The sequence below is a fragment of the Dactylosporangium sp. NPDC051541 genome (assembly GCF_044454505.1).
In the GTDB taxonomy this organism is placed as follows: domain Bacteria; phylum Actinomycetota; class Actinomycetes; order Mycobacteriales; family Micromonosporaceae; genus Dactylosporangium.
In genome coordinates this window covers 1,152,678-1,176,218 of record NZ_JBITDU010000002.1, presented here as the reverse complement: position 1 = coordinate 1,176,218, position 23,541 = coordinate 1,152,678, and the positions used below count along the sequence as shown (strand labels likewise).

Here is a 23,541-nt window from a genome sequence, read left to right as displayed (position 1 = left end):
CGATCAGCTCAGGCTGAAGCGCTGGTTGGCCTGGCCGTTGCAGCTGTAGATCTGGACCTGCTGGCCGTTGCCGGTGCCCCAGACGTCGAGGCAGCGTCCGGACTGTACGCCGGTGATGGTGCCGTTGCTGTTGATGTTCCATTGCTGGTTGGTCTGGCCGTTGCAGCTGTAGATCTGCACGGCGGCGCCGTTGCCGGAGCCGGCGGCGTCGAGGCAGCGGCTGCCGTACACCATCAGTTGCTTGCTGGAGGTGTAGGTCCATTGCTGCTGGGTCTGGCCGTTGCAGTCGTAGAGCTGGACCCGGGTGCCGTTGTTCTGGGAGGCGTTGGGCACGTCGATGCAGCGGCCGGACTGGGCGCCGAGGATGCGGCCGCCACCGCCACCGCCCGTGGTCGGCGTGGTCGACGGCGTGGGCGACGGGGACTGGGTGCCGCCACCGGTCGGTGAGGTTGTCGGGCCGGCGGCGTTGAGGGCGTTGAGGACCGAGGTGTAGGCGGCCTTCTTGTTGCCACTGCCATCGAACAGCAGCGGACTCTCACCGGAGCGCCACGAGTCGCTGTCCCGCACGCCCCACACCGTGATCCCGACGCAACGGGACACGTTCATGCAGGCCTGGGTGAGTCCGGCGTACTGCGACGTCGACGAGTTGGTGACGTCGACCTCGGTCAAGGCCACGTCCACGCCGAGGGCGGCGAAGCTCGACAGCGTGGTCTGGAAGTTGGACGGCAGCGAGCTGCCGCCGGTGAAGTGGGTCTGCAGCCCGACGCAGTCGATCGGGACGCCACGCGATTTGAAGTCCTGGATCATCCGGTACACGCCCTGCGTCTTGGCGTACGACCAGTTCTCGATGTTGTAGTCGTTGTAGCAGAGCTTGACCGACGGATCGGCGTTGCGGGCGGTCCGGAAGGCGACCTCGATCCAGTCGTTGCCGGTCTGCTGCAGGTTGGAGTTGCGGCGGCTGCCGTCCTCGTTGAACGCCTCGTTGACGACGTCCCAGTAGGCCAGCTTGCCCTTGTAGTGGGCCATGACGCCGTTGATGTGGTCGATCATCGCCTGCCGCAGGGTACTGCCGCTAATCCCGCCCCACCAGCTCGGCTGCTGCGAGTGCCAGGCCAGGGTGTGGCCGCGGACCTTCATCCCGCGCTGGGTGGCCCAGTTGTAGATCTGGTCGCCCGAGTTGAAGTTGAACTGCCCCCGCTGCGGCTCGGTCGTGTCGGGCTTCATCTCGTTCTCGGCCGTGATCATGTTGAATTCACGCCCGGCGATGGTGGTGTAGGTCGAGTCGCCGAGCCGGCTGGCCGCGATCGCCGTGCCGAAGTATCGGCCGGACTGCGCGGCCGCCGCACCGAGCGTGTTCGCGGCGGCGTTCGCGTCGGGAATCATCGCCATGGCGCCGATCACCGCGACGCCGGCGGCGAGGGCGCCACCGAGCAACGCACGGATCCGGGGTCTTGCTGCCACTGGGGCCTCCTTCTGGAGCTCTCCGGCCGGGGCCGCCGTCCACCGCCCGCGGAGCAGGCGGGAGCGGCCGCGCGGGTGCAGGGGTGTCGGCGGAAGGCACGACCCGGCCGGAGAACGGTGGGCATCAATGCGGTGCCATGCTGACACGGGCCCGGATCGGCGAGCAAGACTTTCCGGAATATATTCGCAACTTCCGGTCGACGGAAAGACCTGGAACAACGCCGCGACGGACGTCGTTCCAGGTCACCCTCCGCAGCTCTCCCGCCTTACCGGACCACCGGGAGGCCGATCGCTGCCATCGAAAGTTTCGACCGTTTCGTTGCTGAAAATTTCGGCGTCAGCGGTAGCCGGCGGCCACGATGTTCGCCTGCACGGCGTTCTCGGTGGCATCCGACGGGTAGCCGGCGACCATGGCCCCCTCGTAGAACGTGCCGGCGCTGAGGTTGGCTCCACCGCCCGGCTTGCAGCAGTCGCCGCCACTGCCCAGGATGATGGCGCCCTGCTTCTTCATCGGGCTGTACCCGCTCGGGAGCCCGCCGTCCCACACCGTGTAGAGGCTGCCGGACTGGGCGTTGCTGCCCTTCATGGCGAAGCGGGACGTGCCGTTGTTCTTCAGCGTGGCGGTCACGAACTTGCTGGTGAACGCCCGCTGGGACGGGTTCCACGACTGGCTCCCGCCCGGGTAGAGGCCCCACTCCAGGTCGGCCTGGACCCACGGGCCGGTCCCGGAGCAGCCGCCGAACCAGCACTGGGTGCCGAAGTTGATGGCGTCCATGGCCCCGGCGGCGTCGGCCTTGCGGGTCGTCTCGCTGTTGCCGTAGTCGAAGCAGCAGCCGCTGTTGACGTGCGTCCCCGACGTGACCATGTACATGCCCTCGGGGGCCGAGCCGGTCGGCACGCCGGTGAGGTGGCCGTCGCGCCAGTAACTGTTGCCCGGGTTGATGTACAGCGAGTACGCCTTGGCGCCGCCGACCGTCAGCGACTCCGACGTGGCCCGGGCCGGGCTGCTCGACGTGGAGCCCGGCACCACCGACGAGCCCTGATACCACAGGTCGTTGCCCCGCCCGGACTGGTCGTAGACCACCGTCACCACGCAGGTGGTGCCGGAGCAGAACGAGTCCTGGGCGGCGGCGTCGGCGGTGCCGCCGGCGGTGCGGGTCGCGATGTCCCGGGTCGCGTTGTCCGAGGACCGGCGCACCTGGTACAGGCGTCCGGAGTAGGACTGCAGCAGGGCCCGGGTGGTGCTGTGCGCGGCGACGCACGGCGTCCCACCGGCCGCGTAGATGTCACACGGTTGCGCGCCCACCGGTGGCGGCGTCGTCGGCCCGGTCGGGCTGGTCGGCGCCGTCGGCTGGCTCCATTGCTGGTTGGTGCCGCCGTTGCAGGCCCAGAGGATGAGTTTGGTGCCGTTGGCGGTGGCGGCGCCGTTGGCGTCGAGGCAGAGTCCGGACTGCACGCCGGTGATGGTGCCGTTGGTGTTGAGGTTCCACTGCTGGTTGGTCTGGCCGTTGCAGTCCCAGATGATGACGGCGGTGCCGTTGGTGGTGCCCCGGTTGTTGGCGTCGAGACACTTGTTGCCGTACACCTGGAGCTGCTTGTTGCTCGTGTAGGTGAAGGACTGGTTCGGCTGGCCGCTGCAGTCGTAGAGCTGGACCTGTGTGCCGTTCGCCGTCGACGAGCCCGGCACGTCGGCGCAGCGGCCGGACTGCTGGCCGACGAGGGGTGCGGCCGTCGCCGCCGACGCGATGCCGGCGGCCAGGGTCACTCCGGCGACAGTGAGCGCGAAGGCGGTCAGGGCGGTGACGCCGCGGCGGTTCATGCGCGGGTCCAGTTCTGGGTGCCGGTGCCGTTGCAGGTGTTCAGCCGGACCAACGCGTTGTTCGCGGTGCCGTTGGCCTCGAGGCACAGGCCGGACTGCACGCCGGTGACGGTGCCGTTGCTGTTGAGGTTCCACTGCTGGTTCGCGCCGCCGTTGCAGTCCCAGAGCTCCACCTTGGTGCCGGGGGAGGTCTGGTTGTTGTACGCGTCCAGGCACTTGCCGAGGACCTGCAGCTGCTTGCTCGCGGTGGAGGTCCACTGCTGGTTGGTGCCGCCGTTGCAGTCCCAGATGATCAGCTGCACGCCGTTGGTGGTGCTGCTGTTCGGATCGTCGAGGCAGCGGTTCGCGCCGGTGTTGCGGATCGTCGTCGTCGAACCGCCGCCAGGATTCCCGGTGGTACCGCCGGCGACCCGATACATCACCACGCCGTGCCCGGGCACGCTCGCGCTGATCGTGCCGCTCGTGGTGCTGCCCGCCCCACTCCACAGGTCGGTCAGCGAGTAGGACGACGCGCCGGACTTGCCGATCGCGGCGGCCGTGGTGCTGATCGTCGCCGTCGAGGTGTTCTCGTTGAACAGCACCACCGACACGTCGCCGTTCGCGAGCGGCTTGGCCAGCACGTCGAGGCCGCCACCAGAGCTCACCATCCGGCCCTGCTTGCCGGCCGGGTCCTGGTCGACGGCGATCACCGCCTTGTTGCCCAGGATCGACAGCGTGGTCGAGCTCGCGTTGACCAGGTTGTTGCCGGCCAGCAGCGGCGCCGCCATCTCGGCCCAGAGACTGAAGTGGGCCCGGTCCTCGGTGGCCGACATCCCGTTGCCGACCTCGAGCATGTCCGGGTCGTTCCACGCGCCGGGCCCGGCGTAGGCGGCCAGCCCGACGTTCTGGTGGAAGATGTTGAGCACGCTGCCGAAGTTGGCCTGGATGTCACCGGTGGTGCGCCACAGGTTGCCGACCGGCGCCGCCCACGTCCACGGCGCGTTCACGCCCCACTCGCAGATGCTGTAGACGATCGGGCGCCCGGTGGCCGCGAGGGCGTCGCGCATCGCGGAGTAGCGGGTGATGTACTGCTGCGTCGTCGAACTGCCGTTGTTGTTGCAGTTGTCGTACTTGAGGTAGTCCACGCCCCAGGCCGCGAAGCTGCGCGCGTCCTGCTGCTCGTGCCCGAGGCTGCCCGGGTATCCGGCGCAGGTCGCCGTGCCCGCGTCCTCGTAGATGCCGAGCTTGAGGCCCTTGCTGTGCACGTAGGCAGCAGTACCGGAGATGCCGTCGGGGAACTTCGCGAAGTCCGGCTGGAGGTTGCCGGCCGCGTCGCGGCTGTGCTGCATCCAGCAGTCGTCGATGTTGACGTACTGGTAGCCGGCGGCCGCCAGCCCCGACGACACGATCTTGTCGGCGGTCTGCTTGACCAGCGCCTCCGAGACGTTGCAGCCGTAGGCGTTCCAGTCGTTCCACCCCATCGGCGGGGTGAGGGCCAGGTTGTTGGCCAGCGCGTGGGCCGGCTCGGCCGAGCGCACACCGATGCACCAGAAGGCCGCGCCCGCCGCGACCAGCAGCGTCATCGCCCGGGCGAGCCAGGGTCTCTTGTGGACGTACATGCTGTTGTCTCCTTCGATCGGGCCGGTCCGCGCCTCAGGCGCGCAGGCTCCACTGTTGGTTGGTGCCGCCGTTGCAGGCCCAGAGGATGAGTTTGGTGCCGTTGGCGGTGGCGGCGCCGTTGGCGTCGAGGCAGAGTCCGGACTGCACGCCGGTGATGGTGCCGTTGGTGTTGAGGTTCCACTGCTGGTTGGTCTGGCCGTTGCAGTCCCAGATGATGACGGCGGTGCCGTTGGTGGTGCCCCGGTTGTTGGCGTCGAGGCACTTGTTGCCGTACACCTGGAGCTGCTTCGACGCGGTGGCGGTGAAGCGCTGGTTGGCCTGACCGCCGCAGTCCCACAGCTGGACCTGCGTGCCGTTGGCGGTCGAGGAGTTCGGCACGTCGAGGCACCGGCCGGACTGCCCGCCGACGACCTGGGTGCCGCTCTGGCTGCCGGTGCCGAAGGAGTATCCGGCGGCGGTGATGCTGGCCTGCACCGCGTTCTCGGTGGCGTCGGAGGGGTAGCCGGCGGTGATGGCGCCCTCGAAGAACTCGCCGACGCCGGTGTTGCTGTTGTCGCCGCCGGTGCCGAGCAGCAGCGAGCTGTCGGTCTTCATCGGCGAGTAGCCGTTGGGCAGCGGCCCGGAGAACGTGGTGGTCAGCCCGCCGGTGGTGGCGTTGCCGTACTTGAGGGTGAAGTTGCTGGTGCCGTTGTTCTTCTCCCAGGCCGACACGAACGGGAAGTGCACGCCGGAGTTGTTCGGGTCTTTGTTGGAGCCGGTGTTGGTGTGGTACATGCCGTTCTCGAGGTCGGCCTCGACCCAGGGGCCGGTGCCGACACAGTTGCCGAACCAGCAGGCGGTGCCCCATTCGATGGCGTTCATGGTGGCGTTGCCGGTGTCGGTGTGAGAGTTCTCGCCGCTGCCGTAGTCGAAGCAGCACCACTGGTTGACGTAGTTCGACGACGTCACCATGTAGATGCCTTCGGGCTGTGACCCGGTCGGTGCGTTCTTCGCGTGGTCGATGCGGTAGCCGACGCCCTGGTTGACCTTGATGCCGTAGGCGCGCTGGCCGCCGACGGTCAGCGGCAGTGCTTTGGCGTCCGCGCCGATGTCGGCGCCGTTCGCGCCCGGGCCCTTCCAGAATCCGCCCCAGGAGATGGGCAGGTCGTTGTGGTTGCTGCTCTGGTCATAGATCTTGGTGATGGTGCACGCCGCGCTGCCGCAGAACGAGTCCTGTGCGGCCGCGTTGGCCACGCCGCCGGCCGCGAGCAGCCCGATGTCGGCATAGGCGCGATCGGAGCCTCGCTGGACCTGGTACAGGGGACCGTTGTAGGCGGCGAAGAGGGCCCGCGTCGTGCTGTGGGCGCCGATGCACGGCGTGCCACCGGTGGCGTAGATGTCACAGACCTGCGGCGACGCCGCCGCGGCACTCGGGGCGGGGCCGAGCAGCGCGATCGCTGTGGCGGCGGCGATCGTCACCGCCCCGCTCAGGGCGGCCGCGAGACGGCGGCCGAGGGTGGATTGCATGGGTCATCGACTCCTTGGTCCGCCCCGCGGTGGATGTGAGCGCTCACAGCCGGGGCGGCGTTGACGGGGTGTCGGCATGGTCGGGAAGGCGGAGCTTCGGCGGGCGCGGATTGACGGATCCGGCGGGAAGGTCTGCCACCCGGTGACGCTGCCACAATGTCGCCACGCGTTCAAGAGGGGCCCGTCGATGTCTGGGAAGTACCGGCCACGACCTTCTTCGCGGTGGCCGCATAACACAAATTCGACCTTGACCTGCAACCGGCCCGCGCGCATTCTGACGCCGTTTCAGCAATCGTTGAACGGCAATGTCTGGTTCTCCGGGAGGGGTTCGAAATGCGTGAACCGGGTCGCTGGCTGCGGATGGCAGCGCTCACATTCGCGGCCGCCGTCGCCGGTGCCGTGATGCATGCGCCGGCCGCCGCGGCGGAGTCCAACGGGGGTGTGCGGGTCATGCCGCTCGGCGACTCGATCACCGAGGGCACGCAGGTGCCGGGCGGCTACCGGATCGGGCTGTGGCAGCGGCTGGCGGCCGGCGGCTACCGGGTCGACTTCGTCGGCTCCCAGTACAACGGCCCGTCGAGCCTGGGCGACCACGACCACGAGGGGCATCCCGGGTGGCGGATCGACCAGATCGACGCCAACATCACCGGCTGGCTGCGCAACACGACGCCGCGGACGGTGCTGCTGCACATCGGCACCAACGACATCCTGCAGAACTCCAACGTCTCCGGTGCGCCCGGGCGGCTGTCGACGCTGATCGACCACATCACCGCGGCGGCACCGAACGCGGAGATCTTCGTCGCCACGATCATCCCCATCGCGAACTCCGGGCAGGAGTCGGCGGCGCGGACGTTCAACGCGGCGATCCCCGGCATCGTGCAGAGCAAGGCCAACGCCGGCAAGCACGTGCACCTGGTGGACATGCACAGCGTGGTGACGACGGCCGAGCTCATCGACGGTGTGCATCCGACCGCCGGTGGCTACGACAAGATGGCGGCCGCCTGGTACAGCGCCCTGCGATCGGTCCCGGGCAGCCTGGAGGCGACCGGCGGCGGCACCGGCACGGGCTCGGCGCTGATCGGTGCCGCGTCCGGGCGCTGCCTCGACGTGCCGGGCAGCAACACCGCCAACGGCACCCAGCCGATCATCTGGGACTGCAGCGGCAACGCCAATCAGCGCTGGACCGCCACCAACGGGACCCTGCAGTCGCTCGGCAAGTGCCTCGACTCGCCGACCGGCGCCACGGCCGGCGCGCGCCTGCAGATCTGGGACTGCAACGGCCAGGCGAACCAGCAGTGGAGCCTCAACGCCAACGGCACCATCAGCAACGCCGCGTCGGGCCTGTGCGTCGACGTCTCCGGTGCCGGCACCGCCAACAACACGCCGGTGGTGCTGTGGACCTGCACGGCCGCCGCCAACCAGCGCTGGAGCCGCTGACGTCCATCGATTGACACTTTCATGCTCCAGGTGCACACTGACTGCCGAGCATGGGCCGGGAGCCGCGCTGTCCTCATCCATTCGACCGCCAACGGAGGATCCGCATGGCCTCATCCCGGTACCGCCGCCGAACGCTCGTCGCCGGCGCCCTCAGCGCCGCCCTGGCCACCGCCGGGCTCGTCCTGGTGACCACCACCGCTGAGGCCGCCGCCGGCTGCCGGGTCAGCTACGCCGTGTCCAGCCAGTGGCAGGGCGGCTTCGGCGCCAACGTCACCGTCACCAACCTCGGTGACGCCGTCAACGGCTGGACCCTGGCCTGGGCGTTCGGCGCCGGGCAGACGGTCACCCAGCTGTGGAACGGCACCGCGACCCAGTCCGGCGCGCAGGTCAGCGTGGCCAACGCGCCCTACAACGGCTCGATCCCCAGCGGCGGCAGCGTCGCGTTCGGGTTCAACGGCAGCTGGAACGGCTCGAACCCGGTGCCAACCACGTTCGTCCTCAACGGCACCGCGTGCACCGGCGAGGTCGGCGGCACCTCGTCACCGACCGGGAGCCCGAGCCCCAGCATCACGCCCAGCACCAGCACCAGCCCGAGCACCGGCTTGGGCTGCACGAACACGGGCACCGGAGGGGGCTCGGGGCCGTGCCCGGCCGGTTACGAGACGTCCGGATCGCTGCCCAACCACACCATCTACCGGCCGGAGAGCCTGCCGGTGCAGAAGATGCCGATCTTCGTGTGGGGTGAGGGCGGATGCTCGGCCAACGGCACGGCCTCACTGCCGTTCCTGCGTGAGATCGCCTCACACGGCTTCCTGGTGCTGGCCAGCGGCAGCCCGAACGGGTCCGGCTCGACGACCGCGGCGATGATGACCCAGTCGATGGACTGGGCGGTCTCGGAGAACGCCCGGTCGGGCGGCAAGTACTACGGCAAGCTGGACACCTCCAGGATCGCGGTGGCCGGCTGGTCCTGCGGCGGGCTGGAGGCCTACGAGGTCTCCAGCGACCCGCGGGTCACGACCACCATGATCTTCAGCAGCGGGCTGCTCGACGACAACAACGACTACCAGCTGCGGCGGCTGACCAAGCCGATTGCGTACTTCATCGGCGGCTCCGGCGACATCGCCTACGGCAACGCCATGGACGACTGGGGCAAGCTGCCCTCCGGACTGCCCGCGTTCATGGGCAACCTCAACGTCGGGCACGGCGGAACTTACACGCAGACGAACGGGGGCGAGTTCGGCCGGGTGGCCGTGCTCTACCTGCAGTGGCGGCTGCGCGGTGACACGACGGCCGGCGCCAACTTCGTCGGCGCCGGCTGCGGGCTGTGCCGCACCCAGTGGACGGTGCAGCAGCGCAACCTCACCCTATGACCCGCCGACACCGGCGAGGATCTCGGCGACGGTGTGCGCGCTGACGGCGGGGGCCGAACCGTCGGCATGCCGCGTCGAGACCGCGCGCACGTGCTCCTCGGCGGCCCGGGCCAGCCCGTCGTAGACGGCGGCGAAGAGGTCCCGGGCCGCCAGCCGGGGCCAGTCCGGCGGTAGCAGCCGGACCGGCAGGCGGGGGTCGAGGACGGCGAAGCGGCGGTACGTGTCCATCACCTCGGTGCGGGCACGTACCGCCTCCGCGCCGGCGACCCGGCCGGCGGCGATCCGGGGCAGCAGCGGGCGCCAGTGCCGGAGGAACTCGTCGTAGTGGGCGGCGATCGCGGTGACGTCCCACGCCCGCAGCGGGTCGCGCCGCGCGACCGTGCCGAACTCGACGTGCCGGGCCCGGAACACCGTCAGCGAGCCGGGGGCGGCCGCGTCGAGCTGGCTCGCGGCCAGGTCGGTGAGCGCGTGCGGCGAGATCCACAGGCCGTCGTAGAGCGGGGCGAAGCCCAGCCAGCGCAGGCGGCCGCGCAGCTCCCGGCGGCGGGTGCGCTCCCGCTGCGGCAGTGAGAAGGCGATCAGCGTCCACCACTCGTCCCACGGCTCGGCCCCGGCCGCGGACGACACGATCCACTGCCCGCCGGCCGAGAGCTGCCCGGCGGCCGCCGCGGCCAGCCGGTACAGGCTGTGCCGGCCCTCCCGGCGGCCCTGCAGCACGCCGCGGCGGGCCAGCCGGCTGATCGCGGTGCGGGCGCCGGCCTCGCTCACCCCGGACTCGACCAGCAGGGCCACGATCGCGGCGGACGGCAGCCAGGCCCGGGTGCGCAGCGTGTAGTCCGCCATCAGGGTCACGGCCAGACCCTGGGGCGCGGGGCCGGACTGCCGCCGCGGCAGCCGCACGGTGGCGGCGTCATCGTCGGGGAAGATCTCCTCGATGTCGAACGGGTCGGCCACCGCCCGACTGTATCGCCCCGGGTGATCTCCGCGTCGATTGACACTTATGTGTCCCAGGTACACACTGAGTGCCGCACGATGGCTTGGGAGCCGCGCCGTTTTCCCCTCCGATTCGACAGATGGAGCAGGCGCATGCGATTGAGACGGAAACTCCTGTTCGGCCCGGTGGCACTGCTGGCCTTCGCCGGGCTGACCCTCGTGGCGTTGCGGCCCGCGTATGCCGCGACCCTGACCGAGGTCACCAACTTCGGCGCTAACCCGGGCGGCATGCGGATGCATGTGTACGTCCCGGACGCGCGACCGGCCCACCCGGCGATCGTGGTCGCCATGCACGGCTGCGGCGGCTCGGGACCGGGCTTCTACTCGGGCAGCGAGTTCGCGAGCCTGGCCGACCGGTACGGCTACATCGTGATCTACCCGAGCGCGACGCAGCAGGCCGGCTTCGGCAACTGCTTCGACACCTGGTCCGACGCGGCCAAGCGGCGCGGCGGCGGCAGCGACCCGGTGTCGATCGTGTCGATGGTGACGTACGCGGAGCAGCAGTACGGCGGCGACCCCAACCGGGTCTACGCGACCGGCAGCTCGTCCGGCGGCATGATGACGAACGAGATGCTGGCCCTGTATCCGGACGTGTTCAAGGCCGGCGCGGCGTTCATGGGCGTGCCGTTCAACTGCTTCGCCAACGCCGCCGACTATCCGCCCGGCACCAGCCGGTGCACCGGCGGGAGCATGGACCGCACCCCGCAGCAGTGGGGCGACGCCGTCCGGCAGGCCTACCCCGGCTACAGCGGGACCCGGCCACGGATGCAGCTGTGGCACGGCACCAGCGACACGCTCGTGCCGTATTCGCTGCTGCAGGAGGAGATCGAGCAGTGGACGAACGTCGCCGGCCTGAGCCAGACCCCGACGTCCACGGACACGCCGCAGTCCGGCTGGACCCGCCGCCGCTACGCGGACTCCTCCGGCACGGTCCAGGTTGAGGCGTACAGCATCCAGGGCGCCGGGCACAGCCTGCCCTCGGCCGGCATGGCCGCGTATGCCGTCGCGTTCTTCGGCCTGACCGGCACCGGTCCCTCGTCCCCGCCGGTCTCGAGCCCGCCGGTGTCCAGTCCGCCGGTGTCCAGCCCACCGCCGGTCTCGAGCCCACCGCCGGGTGGCGGCGCCTGCCGGGTCACGGACACGATCAGCGCGTGGAACACCGGGCTGACCGCGAGCATCACCATCACGAACACCGGTAGCGCGGCGGTCAACGGCTGGGCCCTGACCTTCACCCTGCCCGGCGGCCAGGCCATCACCTCGGGCTGGAACGCCCAGTACAGCCCGGCGAGCGGGGCCGTCACCGCCCGCAACGTCAGCTACAACGGCACACTGGCGCCGGGCGCCTCCACGACGATCGGGTTCCAGGCCACCCACACCGGCAACACCGCCCGCCCGGCGGCGTTCGCCCTCAACGGCGCCGCCTGCACCATCGCCTGAACGGCACCGAACGAGACTCCGGCCGCGGCGACCATCCGCCGCGGCCGGAGCCGGTGTGCGTTACTGCATCGAGGCGTCGTCGACGTAGAGCCCGTCGGTGCCGGCGGCCGTCTCGACATACATGGTGGCGCCGGTCAGCGTGCCGCTCCACGACACGGTGGCGGTGCCGGTCAGCTGGGTCCAGCCGCCGGTGTTGACCGTGGCGGCCGGGGTGAGCGCGACGTAGTTCGTCGTGCCGTTCGCGGTCACCGCGAGGGTCACCTTCGCGCTCGGCGTGCCGCTCTGCGAGCGGACCCAGGCGCTGGTCGTGTAGCTCTTGCCGTTGGTCAGCTTCGACGTCACGGTCTGGGCCGGGCCGTTCCAGGCGGCCGTGCGCCCGCTCAGCAGCAGCGACTGGCTGCCGCCGTGCGCCACCGAGCTCGAGGCGAGCGAGCCGGCGCCGAACACCGACCAGCCGCTGGTGCCGCTCTCGATGTCGCCGTTGGTGAGCAGGTTGCCGCTCCCGCCGGGGTCGCTCCCGCCGGTGCCGGTGAACTGCCACCAGTTGACGTTGAAGAGGTTGCCGGACCCGCCGGTGTACTTGAAGTACAGGTCGTGGGTGCCGGTCGCGCCGGTCACCGGGCACGTCACCGTGGCCCAGTTCTGCCAGCCGCCGGTCCCGGCCACCGTGCACGTGCCGACCAGGGTGCCGTTGACACCGTCCAGGTGCAGCTCGATGCGGCCGCCGCTGGTGGCCGAGGCGACCCGGGCGCTGAACGACGTCGCGCCGTTGCCGAAGGCGACGCCCTTGACCTTGATGTTGTCGCCGTTCTCGATGAAGCCGACGTTCATGCCGCCCTCGCTGGCCGGCTCCGTCTCCACGCCGCTCTCCCAGGCGATGGTCTCGGCCTCCTGGCGCACGTACGGGTTCAGGGTGCCCACCTGCGGCGCGCCCGTCGTCGACATGGTGATCGTCGGGATGGTGCCGTCGGCGTTGTAGCTGAACTTCTCCACCGCCACCGAGCGCGTGTAGCCGCCACCGCCGGGCAGGGCGCCGTTGTGGTAGAAGAAGTACGAGCCGCCGTTGAAGTCGATGACGCCGGGGTGGTTGGTGAAGCTCGACCCCTGCGTCGGCATGACGGTGCCGCGGAAGGTCCACGGCCCGGTGGGCGACGTGGCGGTCGAGTAGGCGATGTATTCCGAGCAGCACTTCGCGGCGAAGACGTTGTAGTACAGCCCGTTGCGCTTGTAGACCCAGGGGCCTTCCTCGAACAGCGTCGGGCGGCTCGTGTTGCCGGTGCGGGTGCCGAAGCCGGCGGTGGTGAGCGGGATCTTCGCCGGGCTGCCGTTGAGCGAGATCATGTCGGCATTGAGCTTGACGTACCACAGGTTCGGGTTGCCGTAGTACAGCCACGCCTGCCCGTCGTCGTCGATGAAGACGGTCGGGTCGATCTCGGAGCCCTGCACCAGCGGCCGGCCGATCGCGTCGCGGAACGGTCCGGTCGGGCTGTCCGACACGCCGACGCCGATCGCGTTGCTGCCGTTGGCCATGCGCACCGGCACGTACCAGTAGAACTTGCCGTTGCGGTACACGGTCTGCCCGGCCCAGGCGTCGGAGCTGGCCCAGCTGAACGTGGACAGGTTCATCGGCGAGCCGTGGTCGGTCCAGTTCACCATGTCGGCGGAGGACCAGACCCGCCACTCGCGCATGGTGAAGTAGGTCGAGTTGTCCTCGTCGTGGCCGGTGTACAGGTAGACCCGGCCGTTGTAGACCAGCGGGGCGGGGTCGGCGGTGTAGATCGTCTGCACGATCGGGTTGTCGGCCCGGGCGACGGCGGCCGGCATGAGCCCGACGACGCACAGCAGGCCGGCGGCGGCAGCGAACGCGCGCCGGAGGGAAACTTTCACGGAACGCTCCAAAAGTGAGCTTGTTACCGCTCACAATGTGCGCGGCGGGCGCGGTGAGCGATAGGTGCGGGATGTCAGGGAACCTTGCCAGAATCGTTCCGGGCATTCAAGTGAATCGTTGGCCGGGATTCTGGCGACCATTTCGGCCGCATCCGCATAACCATTTTTTCGCGAGTATCCGCACTTGAATGATCGGCGATGCTCTGGCACCGTCGGTCTCGCGCTGCTGAGCGCTCACATCGGTCGATGCGCTGTTGACACACCCCCCGCGCCGGCCGCCGAGCCCGGGTGCCGGACCGGACGCCGGCCCCCGGGTCATCGGAGTCCCCCGAACGCTTCCCGAAGGAGGGCCGTATGCATCGCATGCTGCTGCGGGCACTGCTGATCGCGGCCGCGCTGCCGCTCGTGATGGCCGCTGTGCTGATCTCGACGCGACCGGCCGCGGCGGCCGGGCTGACCCGGGTGACCGGGTTCGGGAACAACCCGACGAACCTCAACATGTACATCTACGTGCCGGCCACGGTGGCGCCGAAGCCGGCGCTGCTGGTGCTGGTGCACTACTGCAGCGGCTCCGCCAGCGGGATCTTCAACGGCAACGGGCACGACTACGTCACCGCGGCCGACCGGTACGGGTACATCATCGTGGTGCCGGAGGCGACCCGCAGCGGCAGCTGCTTCGACGTGTCCACCCCCAACGCCCTGCGGCGCAACGGGGGCAGCGACTCGACCGGGATCATGTCCATGGTGGCGTACGCGCGGTCGCAGTACCCCAGCATCGACGCCTCGCGGATCGTGGTCTCCGGGTTCTCCTCCGGCGCGATGATGACCAACGTCCTGGCCGCCGAGTATCCCGACGTGTTCAGCGCCGCGTCGGCGTTCTCCGGCGTCCCGGCCGGCTGCTTCGCCACCACCGACGGGTCGCTGTGGAACAGCCAGTGCTCCGGCGGCAACATCAGCAAGACCGCGCAGCAGTGGGGCGACACCGCCCGCGCCATGTATGCCGGGTACACCGGCGCGTACCCGCGGATGCAGCTGTGGCACGGCACCACCGACACCACCCTCGCCTACCCGAACTTCGGCGAGGAGCTCAAACAGTGGACCAACCTGCACAACCTGAGCCAGACCCCGGCGTTCACCGACCACCCGCAGTCCAGCTGGACCCGCACCCGCTACGGCAACACCGGCACCCAGGCCACCGTCGAGGGCATCAGCATCGCCGGCGTCGGCCACCAGCTACCCATGTCCGGCCAGCTCGCCTACGCCATCGCCTTCCTCGGCCTGGACGGCAGCGGCGGTACGACCTCGCCCACACCGACCTCGCCCTCGCCGTCCACATCATCGTCTCCGCCGCCGGGCGGGGCGAAGCGGATCGTCGGCGCCCAGTCCGGCCGCTGCATCGACGTGCCCAACGCCTCCCACACCAACGGCACCCGGGTCCAGCTCTACGACTGCAACGGCCAGACCCAGCAGCAATGGACCTACACCTCCAGCAAACAGCTGCAGGTGTACGGCACCATGTGCCTCGACGCCGCCGGCTCCGCCAACGCCGCCGCCGTGCAGATCTACAGCTGCAACGGCCAGACCAACCAGCAATGGAACATCAACAGCAACGGCACCATCACCGGCGTACAGTCCGGACGCTGCCTCGACGTCTGGGGCGCCGGCAACGGCCAGCAGGTCCAGATCTACAGCTGCAACGGCCAGGCCAACCAGCGCTTCAGCCTGAGCTGACGCGGAGGAAAGCCACGGCGGGACGGCCCGGCGCTATCGCTGCAGCCGGGCCGCGTCGCTCGGGCCGCCCCGGCGGACCAGCCAGGCGTCGGTGATGTGCGTGAACATCGCCGCGGCGGCACCCTCCGGATCGCGGGCGGCGATGCGCTCGTAGATCCGCCGGTGCCCCAGGTTGGACGCGATGCACAGCGAACGATCGGTGCGACCGACGTATCGGGCGGTGTGCAGGACCTGGCTGACCAGCGCCTTCACCACGGCGCGGGCGATGCGGTTGCCGGATGCCTCCATGATCGCGTCGTGGAAGACGCGGTCCTGCTCCTCGTAGGCCACGTGGTCGTCCACGAGCTCGTCCATCCGCTCGACGCTCGCCCGCAGCCGCTCGACGGTGGGATCGTCGGCCAGGCGGGCCGCGACGTTGGCCATGTCCGACTCGAGCAGGCGGCGGGTGACGACGAGGTCGTCGAGGATGGCGAGGCTCTCGTCCTCGGCGACGGACGCGCCGAGGACGAGCTCGTCGAGCATGTTCCACCGCGACGGCGGCGTCACGACGGTGCCGCTGCCCTGGCGGACCTGAACGAGCCCCTTCTCCTGCAGCACCTTCACCGCCTCGCGGATCACCGTGCGGCTGACCGCGAACGTCTCGCACAGGGCCGGCTCCGGCGGCAGCGGCGTGCCGGGCGGGTGTACACCCCGCACGATGCGCTTGACCAGTTCCGCGGTGACCGCCTGGCCGAGATTGGCCGGGCGCCGCACCCATGCCGGTGGGGCGACGGTCCGGCCGTCCGGGTCGGCCTGGGATGTCGTCATCGATCCTCCGTCGGGCGCGTGCTGGCGTGGCGCGCAGTCCGCGGACAGTCTACGGGCGGCCCCGCAGGCGCCCGAAGTGACGCTTGCAAACATCATACGTATGCCCTTAGATTTCGTCGCAGTGAACTCATGCGCAACACGACCTCACTGGACAAGGACGTGCATATGTTCCGAATCAGACAGGGCCACCCCGGCCGCCTCCGGGGGGCTGCGATCGGGGGTGCGGCGTTCGCGATCGCCCTCGTCCTCACCGGCTGCGGCAAGTCGGACGACACCTCCGCCGGCTCATACGGCTTTCCGCAGGTCGCCCAGGACGACAAGGCCGGGATCACGGTGTGGGTCGACGCCGACCGGGCGGCCGCGGTGGACGCGTTCAAGAAGGCCAACCCCGACATCAAGGTCGAGTCCGTCACATACGACGGGTCGGCGAACGGATCGAACTCGTTCCGGACCAAGATGCAGCTCTTCGACCGCGCCGGCAGCGGCTGGCCCGACGTGGTCTTCTCGAGTCAGAACAACGACGCCGCCTGGGCCAGCCAGGCGAGCAACGGCAAGCAGGCGTTCGCCGCCGTGCTCGACCAGGGGCTCGTCGGCAAGGACACCCTCACGAACTTCACCGCCGGCGCGCTGAACCCCTGCACCGTCAGCGGCAAGGTCTACTGCCTGCGCAACGACCTCGCGCAGGTGGTGCTCTGGTACGACAAGACGCTGCTGCGGCAGTTCGGCTACACCCTGCCGACGACGTGGGAGGAGTATCAGGCCCTCGGTGAGCGGGCCGGCCGCGAGCACCCCGGATACATCGTCGGCACCGTCGGCGACTCCTTCGCTCCCGAGATCTACTTCTGGAGCAGCAAGTGCCAGGCCAACGGCATCACCGGGCCCAAGGCGGTGACCGTGAACACCGGCAGCAACGAGTGCAAGCGGGCCGCGGCGATGCTCGACGTGCTCATCAAGAACGGCACCACCCCGAACGTGAGCGTCTTCACCCCGGAGTTCGTCAAGACCTACACCGGCAAGGTGCTGATGATGCCGGGGCCGGCGTGGTATTCGGGCGCCATCTTCAACAACCCGCAGTCGCTCAACGTCCCCAAGGGCGAGCTCGGTGTCGCCGCGCCGCTGCCCTGGCGTGGCGAGGAGGCCGCGACCGGCAACGTCGGCGGCGGCACCTGGTTCATCAGCAGCCACTCGAAGAACCTCAAGGCGTCCGCGAAGTTCGCCGAGTTCGTCACCACCGCCGACGAATACCAGGTCAACGTCGCGCCCGGCTACCCCGCCTACGCGCCGGCCGCCGACAAGTGGATCAAAAAGCAGGAGTCGAGCGCCTATTACGCCACCGACCTGCAGCCGCTGATCCAGGCCGGCACCAAGATCTGGAACGGCTGGGGCTCCGGGATCTTCAGCCAGGAGGCGATCTGGGCCAAGACCGTCACCCCGGCGATCGCCGGCGGCAAGAGCCTCGTCGGGCTGCTGCCGGAGTGGCAGACGGCCATCAAGAACCAGGCTCAGGTCGACGGATACACGGTTTCATGACGATCGTGCGGGAGGCCGCGCGCCCGGTGGGCGCGCGGCCTCGATCGACGAGCGCGCGCGGCGGGGTGAGCTACGGGTTCGTGGTCCCCTACACGATCCTGACCGCCGTGTTCGGCGTGTTCCCGGCCCTGTACGCCGTGTACCTCGCCTTCACCGACGGCGCGGGTGGCTTCGCCGGCGTGGCCAACTTCACGAAGGTCTTCGATGACTTCCGGTTCCTGCCCGCGGTGGGCCACGTCGCCACCTTCCTGGTCACCTGGCTGCTGGCGCTCATCGTGCTGGTCACGTTCCTGGCCATCGTGGTGCACGCGGTGCGGGTGCGGTGGCTGAGCCGGACGCTGCGGCTGGTCTTCTACCTGCCGGGCGCGATCGCGGGCGCGTCCAGTGTGCTGCTGTGGCTGTTCGTGCTCGACCCGACGGCGAGCCCGGTGGCCGGGCTGCTGCGGCTGGCCGGGTTCACCCGCTTCAACGAGGTGATCGCGCCCGGGAACCTGCCACCGATCTTCGCCATCATCGCCTTCTGGACCGGCGCCGGCGGCTGGATCGTGATCATGTACGGGGCCCTGAACAACATCAGCCCGGACATGATCGAGGCGGCCCGTATCGACGGTGCCGGCGCGGTCCAGATCGCCTGGCGCATCCAGCTGCCGCTGCTGCGCAAGTGGATCTCGTACATGGGCATCATGTCGCTCGCCGCCGGCACGCAGCTGTTCGTCGAGCCGCAGCTGCTGTCCCAGGCGAGCAACGCGATCGTGCCCAACGACTACTCGCTCAACCAGCTGGCGTACCTCTACGCGTTCCAGCAGAACGACTTCAACGCCGCGGCCGCCGTCTCGCTGCTGCTGCTGATCATCGCCCTCGCGCTGTCGGCCGTCTTCGTGACGCGCGGCGGGCTGTTCGAGAGGGACTGACATGGTCATGTCGCATCCCCGGCCCGGCGCGGGCGCGGCCGCCGGCTGGGCCGGCCGGACGATCATCTCGGTCGTGGTCGCGGTGTTCGTGCTGTTCTTCGCGCTGCCGATCGTCTGGCTGCTGCTGGCGACCACGAAGTCGGCCCGGGAGTTGCTCGTCGGCCCCCCGTTCTGGCCCGGCACCTTCGGTGACCTGGCCGCGAACTGGCGGGAGCTGCTCGACTTCCAGGACGGTGCGGTGGCCGCCTGGATCGGCAACTCGGCGCTCTACTCGCTCGGCGCCCTGGCCATCACGCTCGTGGTCAGCATCCCGGCCGGCTACGCCCTCGCCATGACCGAGTTCCGGTTCCGCCGGTTCCTGCTCGTATTGACCCTGATCGTGATGCTGATGCCGAGCACCGCCCTGGTGCTGCCGATCTTCCTGGAGCTCAACGTGGCCGGCCTGATCGGCAGCCCCCTGTCGGTCATCCTGCCGATGTCGTTCTTCCCGTTCGGCGTCTACCTGACCTACATCTACTTCTCCACCAGCCTGCCGCGCGACCTGCTCGCCGCGGCCCGCATCGACGGATGCGGCGAGCTGGAGGTGTTCACCCGGATCGCCCTGCCGCTGGCGACGCCGATCGTGGCGCTGGTCGGCTTCTTCAGCTTCGTGCAGAACTGGAACAACTTCTTCCTCCCCTTCGTCATGCTGCCCTCCAGCGACGGCTACCCGGTGCAGGTCGGCCTGACCGCACTGCTCGCCTCGACCCCGGCGTTCAACCCGAGCTCCGCCGGGACCCAGTCCGTGCAGCTGCCGACGCTGGCCCTGGCGACGGTCGTGTCGGTGCTGCCGGTGCTGATCGTCTTCCTGTTCGCGCAGCGCTTCCTGGTCGCGGGCATGACGGCGGGCGGCACCAAGGAGTGAGCACCATCCGTGCCGACAAGGAGACACTGTGAAGGTCACCGGGTATCGCAGCCTGACCACCAAGCACGACTGGGGCCGGCGCACCGGCGACGTCAACGGCGTGATGGCCGAGGACCGAACCGACGTGCACGTGCTGATCCTGGAGACCGACGAGGGGCTGGAGGGCGTGGGCATCGGCCCGCACGGCGACGTCGGCCGCGTCTTCGGCGCCGTGGAGGGCGAGGACCCGCGGGCGGTGCCGGCCCTCTACGACCGGATGCTCGCCCGCGCCTTCAAGACCGGCCACAACGGCGCGACCTTCGGCGCGATCGGCGCGATCGACATGGCGCTGTGGGATCTCAAGGCCAAGGCGGCCGGCGAGCCGCTCTGGCGCACGATCGGCGGCCGCGACCGCTTCGTCCCCGGCTACGCCTCCGGGCTGGACATCGCGCTGGACGACGACGCGCTCGTCGCGTTGTACGAGCGCTTCACGGAGCGCGGCTTCCGCGCGGCCAAGCTCAAGGGCGGCCGCGACCTCGACCACGACCTGCGCCGCCTGGAGGCCGTCCGCGACGTGCTGCGGCGCAACACGGCGCGGCCCGCGCTGATGCTGGACGCGAACGAGGCCTGGCACCGATCGCAGGCCGTGCGCTGCATCGCCGCCCTGGAACAGCGGGTCGACCTGACCTGGATCGAGGAGCCGGTCCGCCGCTGGGACGCCGCCGGCCTCGCCGCGGTGCGCCGGGGCGTGCGCGCCGCCGTCGCCACCGGGGAGAACCTCACCGGCCTCGAACAATACCGGCCGCTGCTGGACGCCGACGCGGTCGACATCGTCCAGGTCGGCAACGTCTGGGGCATCACGCACTTCCTGCGCGTGGCCGCCGTGGCCCACAGCCGTGATCTGCCGGTCAGCCCGGTGGCCCACCACGGGAACCCGCTGGCCCACGCCGCCGTCGCCGTGCCGAACCACCTGACGTTCGAGGTCCAGGACCTGGTCGCACCGATCGGCCTGCATATCGACCAGGAGTTCCAGGACGGCGGCATCGTCCTCGGTGACCGGCCGGGCCTGGGGATCCGGGTCGACGAGGCCGGGATTCAGGCGGCCCGCGCGGCCGACGGGCCGGCGGCTGTGCACGGCCCGCACGTCCGGCCCGCCCGGGCGGGCCTGCGCCTGGGGCCGGACGGCGGCCGCGAGGAGGCGTAGCTACGCCGGCCCGACCAGGCCGGCCGCGTGCAGCGCCGGCCAGAGCGCTTCCGGCACGACGGTGGCGGCCCGGCGCACGGTTTCGGTCGCCTCCGCCGGGCTGCGCAGGCCGACGACGGTCGAGACGACCGCCGGATGGCCGCGGACGAAGGCGAGCGCGGCCTCCGGCAGGGTGACGCCGTGCTCGGCGCAGATCGCCGCGATGTCCCGGGCCCGCCGGACGAGCGCGGCCGATGCCGGCCGGTAGTCGTAGGTGGCGTCGTCGGGCGGCCGGTCGGCGGCCAGGACGCCGGAGTTGTAGACCCCGGCGATGACCACGCCGACGCGATGCCGCCGCGCGGCCGGCAGGAGGTCGTGCGCGGCGTGCTGGTCGAGCAGGGTGTATCGGCCCGCGCACATGACCAGGTCGACGTCGGTCTCGCGCACGAAGCGGGCGAGCATCGGCGACTGGTTCATCCCGGCGCCGACCGCCCCGATGACCCCCTGGTCGCGCAGCTCGGTGAGGGCGGGCAGCGCCTCGGCGACCGCCTGCGGCCAGTGCTCGTCGGGGTCGTGCAGGTAGACGATGTCGAACCGGTCCAGTCCGCAGCGGCGCAGGCTCGCCTCGAGGCTGCGGCGGACACCGTCGCGGCTGAAGTCCCACACCCGGCGGTGGCTCGCCGGCACGTCGAAGCCCTCCGGGTCGCGGCGGTGCGCGTCGCCGGGTGTCGGAAGGAGCAGCCGGCCCACTTTCGTGGAGACCAGGTAGGAGTCGCGCGGCCGGCCCCGCAGGGCCGCGCCCAACCGGCGTTCCGACAGGCCGAGCCCATAGTGCGGCGCGGTGTCGAAGTAGCGCACGCCGCCGTCCCAGGCGGCGTCGACCGCGGCGGCGAACGTCTCGTCGTCGGTCGCCCGGTACAGGTTGCCGCCCTGTGCGGCGCCGAACCCGAGCGCGGTGAGCCGGAGCCCCGGGCGGCGGGGGAGCGCCGCGGTGATCATGGGAAAAACATAACTCGTATGATGTTTACCGTCAACCGCGCTCGGCGGCGACCTCCGGTGACGGCGTGGCATAACAGTGATTCCGGAAGCAATTCTTGACCCGAAAAACGTTACGGACGAAAGCGCGGGAAAGTCGGCCGGACGCGATAGGGAAAATTACATTCGATGCCCCGCAGGCGGCACTGCTGTGACTTGATTCAGTCGGCATTCTCTGGCAATCTCATCGATCTCAATAACTGACGCCGAGCCATTCCCGGCCTGGCTGTTAGCGCTCACAAACAGCGAAGTCCCGACCGCCAGAAGGACTGACCTCATGACCTCCGCCTTGAACCGGCGCCGCTCGCCCCGGCGCTGGGCCGCCGTCGCGGCCGCCGTGCTGCTGATCCTCGCCGGCGCCGTCACCACCGTCCTGCGCCCGCCCAGTGCCCAGGCCCTCGAGAACGGTGTCGCCCGCACCCCACCCATGGGCTGGAACAGCTGGAACACGTTCGGCTGCAACATCAACGAGACCCTGATCCGGCAGATGGCCGACGCGATCGTCAGCAGCGGCCTGCGGGACCTGGGCTACCAGTACGTCGTCGTCGACGACTGCTGGTTCAACCCCAACCGCGACTCCGCCGGCAACCTGCAGGGCGACCCGTCGCGGTTCCCCAGCGGCATGAAGGCGCTCGGTGACTACCTGCACGGCAAGGGTCTGAAGTTCGGCATCTACGAAGCGCCGCTGGACAAGACGTGCGGGCAGTACTTCGGCAGCTACCCGGGTGCGACCGGCAGCGGTGGTCATGAGACGCAGGACGCGCGGCAGTTCGCGGCGTGGGGCGTGGACTACCTGAAGTACGACTGGTGCTCGCCGACGGGCTCGATCAACGATCAGGTCACCGTGTTCTCGCGGATGCGCGACGCGCTGGCCGCGACCGGCCGGCCGATCGTGTACAGCATCAACACCAACAGCGTCCACGCGAAGACCGGGCCGCAGCGCAACTGGGGTGACGTGGCCAACCTGTGGCGGACCACCGAGGACATCCAGAACATGTGGAACGGTGGCCAGACGAACAACTATCCGATGGGTGTGCAGAACATCGTCGACGTGACGGTGCCGCTGGCCGGCTACGCGGGGCCGGGGCACTTCAACGACCCGGACATGCTCGAGGTGGGCCGGGGCGGTGGGATGAACGACACGGAGATGCGCAGCCACTTCGCGCTGTGGTCGATGCTCGCCGCGCCGCTGCTGGCCGGCAACGACATCCGCTCCATGAACGCCGCGACCCAGACGATCCTCGGCAACCGCACGCTCATCGCGATCGACCAGGACAGCCTCGGGCTGCAGGCGACCCAGGTCAGCAACGACGGCACCCGGCAGGTGCTGGCCAAGCGGCTCGCGAACGGCGACGTGGCGGTGGCCCTGTTCAACCGGGGCGGCTCCGCGACCACCGTGTCGACCACGGCCGCGGCCGTCGGCAAGGCCGGCACCGCGTTCACGCTCCTCGACGCCTGGACCGGGGCGCTCACCAACTCGTCGGGCTCGATCTCGGCCTCGGTGCCCGCGCACGGCACGGTCGTGTATCGGGTCGCCGGCGGTACCACCGGCGGCACCACCACCCCGCCACCGTCGGGCACCACGCTGGTCAGCGCCGCGTCCGGCCGGTGCCTGGACGTGCCCGGCAGCAACACCGCCAACGGCACGCAGCCGGTGATCTGGACCTGCAACGGCCAGGCCAACCAGCGCTGGACGGCCTCCGGGGCGACCCTGCAGGCCCTCGGCAAGTGCCTCGACGCGCCGCTCGGCGCCACCGCCGGCAGCAAGGCGCAGCTGTGGGACTGCAACGGCGGCACCAATCAGCAGTGGACCTTCAACGCCAACGGCACCGTCAGCGGCGCCGCGTCGGGCCTGTGCCTCGACGTGAACAACAACGGCACCGCCAACGGCACGACGGTCCTGCTCTGGACGTGCTCCGGCGCCGCCAACCAGCGCTGGACCCGGACCTGAC

Annotated in this window: 17 protein-coding genes; 9 read left to right on the top strand and 8 right to left on the bottom strand. The window is 70.0% G+C overall.

The window, feature by feature from the left end; translation table 11 throughout:
• Positions 1–3: 3 nt before the first annotated feature.
• The 4 genes from ACIA8L_RS12975 to ACIA8L_RS12960 all read right to left on the bottom strand — a co-directional run bounded on the left by ACIA8L_RS12975 (position 4) and on the right by ACIA8L_RS12960 (position 6,385).
• Positions 4–1,389 carry an endo-1,4-beta-xylanase gene (locus ACIA8L_RS12975; protein WP_395904214.1) on the bottom strand — a complete coding sequence of 462 codons (1,386 nt, stop codon included), beginning with the start codon at positions 1,387–1,389 and terminating at the stop codon, positions 4–6.
• A 409-nt stretch (positions 1,390–1,798) separates the two neighbouring features.
• Positions 1,799–3,280, bottom strand: coding sequence for an arabinofuranosidase catalytic domain-containing protein (locus ACIA8L_RS12970; RefSeq protein ID WP_395903699.1), 1,482 nt, complete (start codon positions 3,278–3,280; stop codon positions 1,799–1,801).
• Positions 3,277–4,878 (bottom strand): glycoside hydrolase family 27 protein, encoded by a 1,602-nt coding sequence (locus ACIA8L_RS12965; protein ID WP_395903697.1) that lies wholly within the window; start codon positions 4,876–4,878, stop codon positions 3,277–3,279. Before ACIA8L_RS12965 ends, ACIA8L_RS12970 begins: the two co-directional genes overlap by 4 nt.
• A 34-nt stretch (positions 4,879–4,912) precedes the next feature.
• Entirely contained in the window at positions 4,913–6,385 is a 1,473-nt protein-coding gene (locus ACIA8L_RS12960; protein ID WP_395903695.1) for an arabinofuranosidase catalytic domain-containing protein, read from the bottom strand.
• 333 nt (positions 6,386–6,718) lie between these two features.
• Between ACIA8L_RS12960 and ACIA8L_RS12955 the strand changes: the two genes are divergently transcribed.
• Entirely contained in the window at positions 6,719–7,822 is a 1,104-nt protein-coding gene (locus tag ACIA8L_RS12955; RefSeq protein ID WP_395903693.1) for a ricin-type beta-trefoil lectin domain protein, read from the top strand.
• A gap of 104 nt (positions 7,823–7,926) precedes the next feature.
• On the top strand, positions 7,927–9,192 hold the full coding sequence (locus ACIA8L_RS12950) for a cellulose binding domain-containing protein (RefSeq protein WP_395903691.1): 1,266 nt from the start codon (positions 7,927–7,929) through the stop codon (positions 9,190–9,192).
• On the opposite strand, the gene ACIA8L_RS12945 is transcribed toward ACIA8L_RS12950, so the two are convergent.
• Complete coding sequence (locus ACIA8L_RS12945) at positions 9,187–10,146, bottom strand: PaaX family transcriptional regulator C-terminal domain-containing protein (protein WP_395903689.1); 960 nt, start codon at positions 10,144–10,146, stop codon at positions 9,187–9,189. The two genes, ACIA8L_RS12950 and ACIA8L_RS12945, sit on opposite strands and share 6 nt — an antisense overlap.
• Before the next feature lie 132 nt (positions 10,147–10,278).
• On the opposite strand from ACIA8L_RS12945, the gene ACIA8L_RS12940 reads away from it, so the two are divergent.
• Positions 10,279–11,622 (top strand): PHB depolymerase family esterase, encoded by a 1,344-nt coding sequence (locus ACIA8L_RS12940; protein WP_395903687.1) that lies wholly within the window; start codon positions 10,279–10,281, stop codon positions 11,620–11,622.
• 60 nt (positions 11,623–11,682) lie between these two features.
• Here ACIA8L_RS12940 and ACIA8L_RS12935 read toward each other — a convergent pair whose 3' ends face one another.
• A complete protein-coding gene (locus ACIA8L_RS12935; RefSeq protein WP_395903684.1) occupies positions 11,683–13,509 on the bottom strand; it encodes a family 43 glycosylhydrolase in 1,827 nt (608 codons plus the stop codon).
• Positions 13,510–13,872: 363 nt separating this feature from the next.
• Between ACIA8L_RS12935 and ACIA8L_RS12930 the strand changes: the two genes are divergently transcribed.
• On the top strand, positions 13,873–15,240 hold the full coding sequence (locus tag ACIA8L_RS12930) for a PHB depolymerase family esterase (protein ID WP_395904212.1): 1,368 nt from the start codon (positions 13,873–13,875) through the stop codon (positions 15,238–15,240).
• Positions 15,241–15,273: 33 nt separating this feature from the next.
• On the opposite strand, the gene ACIA8L_RS12925 is transcribed toward ACIA8L_RS12930, so the two are convergent.
• The gene (locus tag ACIA8L_RS12925) at positions 15,274–16,047 is read right to left on the bottom strand and encodes a FadR/GntR family transcriptional regulator (protein ID WP_395903681.1); all 774 of its coding nucleotides are present in this window, start codon (positions 16,045–16,047) and stop codon (positions 15,274–15,276) included.
• Positions 16,048–16,212: 165 nt separating this feature from the next.
• Between ACIA8L_RS12925 and ACIA8L_RS12920 the strand changes: the two genes are divergently transcribed.
• Genes ACIA8L_RS12920 through ACIA8L_RS12905 form a run of 4 tightly spaced genes read left to right on the top strand, consistent with a single transcriptional unit; the run spans position 16,213 to position 20,575 of the window.
• Positions 16,213–17,577, top strand: coding sequence for an ABC transporter substrate-binding protein (locus ACIA8L_RS12920; protein ID WP_395903678.1), 1,365 nt, complete (start codon positions 16,213–16,215; stop codon positions 17,575–17,577).
• Complete coding sequence (locus tag ACIA8L_RS12915; RefSeq protein WP_395903675.1) at positions 17,574–18,488, top strand: carbohydrate ABC transporter permease; 915 nt, start codon at positions 17,574–17,576, stop codon at positions 18,486–18,488. Before ACIA8L_RS12920 ends, ACIA8L_RS12915 begins: the two co-directional genes overlap by 4 nt.
• Positions 18,489–18,495: 7 nt before the next feature.
• Positions 18,496–19,392, top strand: coding sequence for a carbohydrate ABC transporter permease (locus ACIA8L_RS12910; protein ID WP_395903672.1), 897 nt, complete (start codon positions 18,496–18,498; stop codon positions 19,390–19,392).
• 28 nt (positions 19,393–19,420) lie between these two features.
• On the top strand, positions 19,421–20,575 hold the full coding sequence (locus ACIA8L_RS12905) for a mandelate racemase/muconate lactonizing enzyme family protein (protein ID WP_395903669.1): 1,155 nt from the start codon (positions 19,421–19,423) through the stop codon (positions 20,573–20,575).
• On the opposite strand, the gene ACIA8L_RS12900 is transcribed toward ACIA8L_RS12905, so the two are convergent.
• Entirely contained in the window at positions 20,576–21,553 is a 978-nt protein-coding gene (locus ACIA8L_RS12900) for an aldo/keto reductase (protein WP_395903667.1), read from the bottom strand.
• A gap of 313 nt (positions 21,554–21,866) precedes the next feature.
• On the opposite strand from ACIA8L_RS12900, the gene ACIA8L_RS12895 reads away from it, so the two are divergent.
• Positions 21,867–23,540, top strand: coding sequence for a glycoside hydrolase family 27 protein (locus ACIA8L_RS12895; RefSeq protein WP_395903665.1), 1,674 nt, complete (start codon positions 21,867–21,869; stop codon positions 23,538–23,540).
• Position 23,541 lies beyond the last annotated feature (1 nt).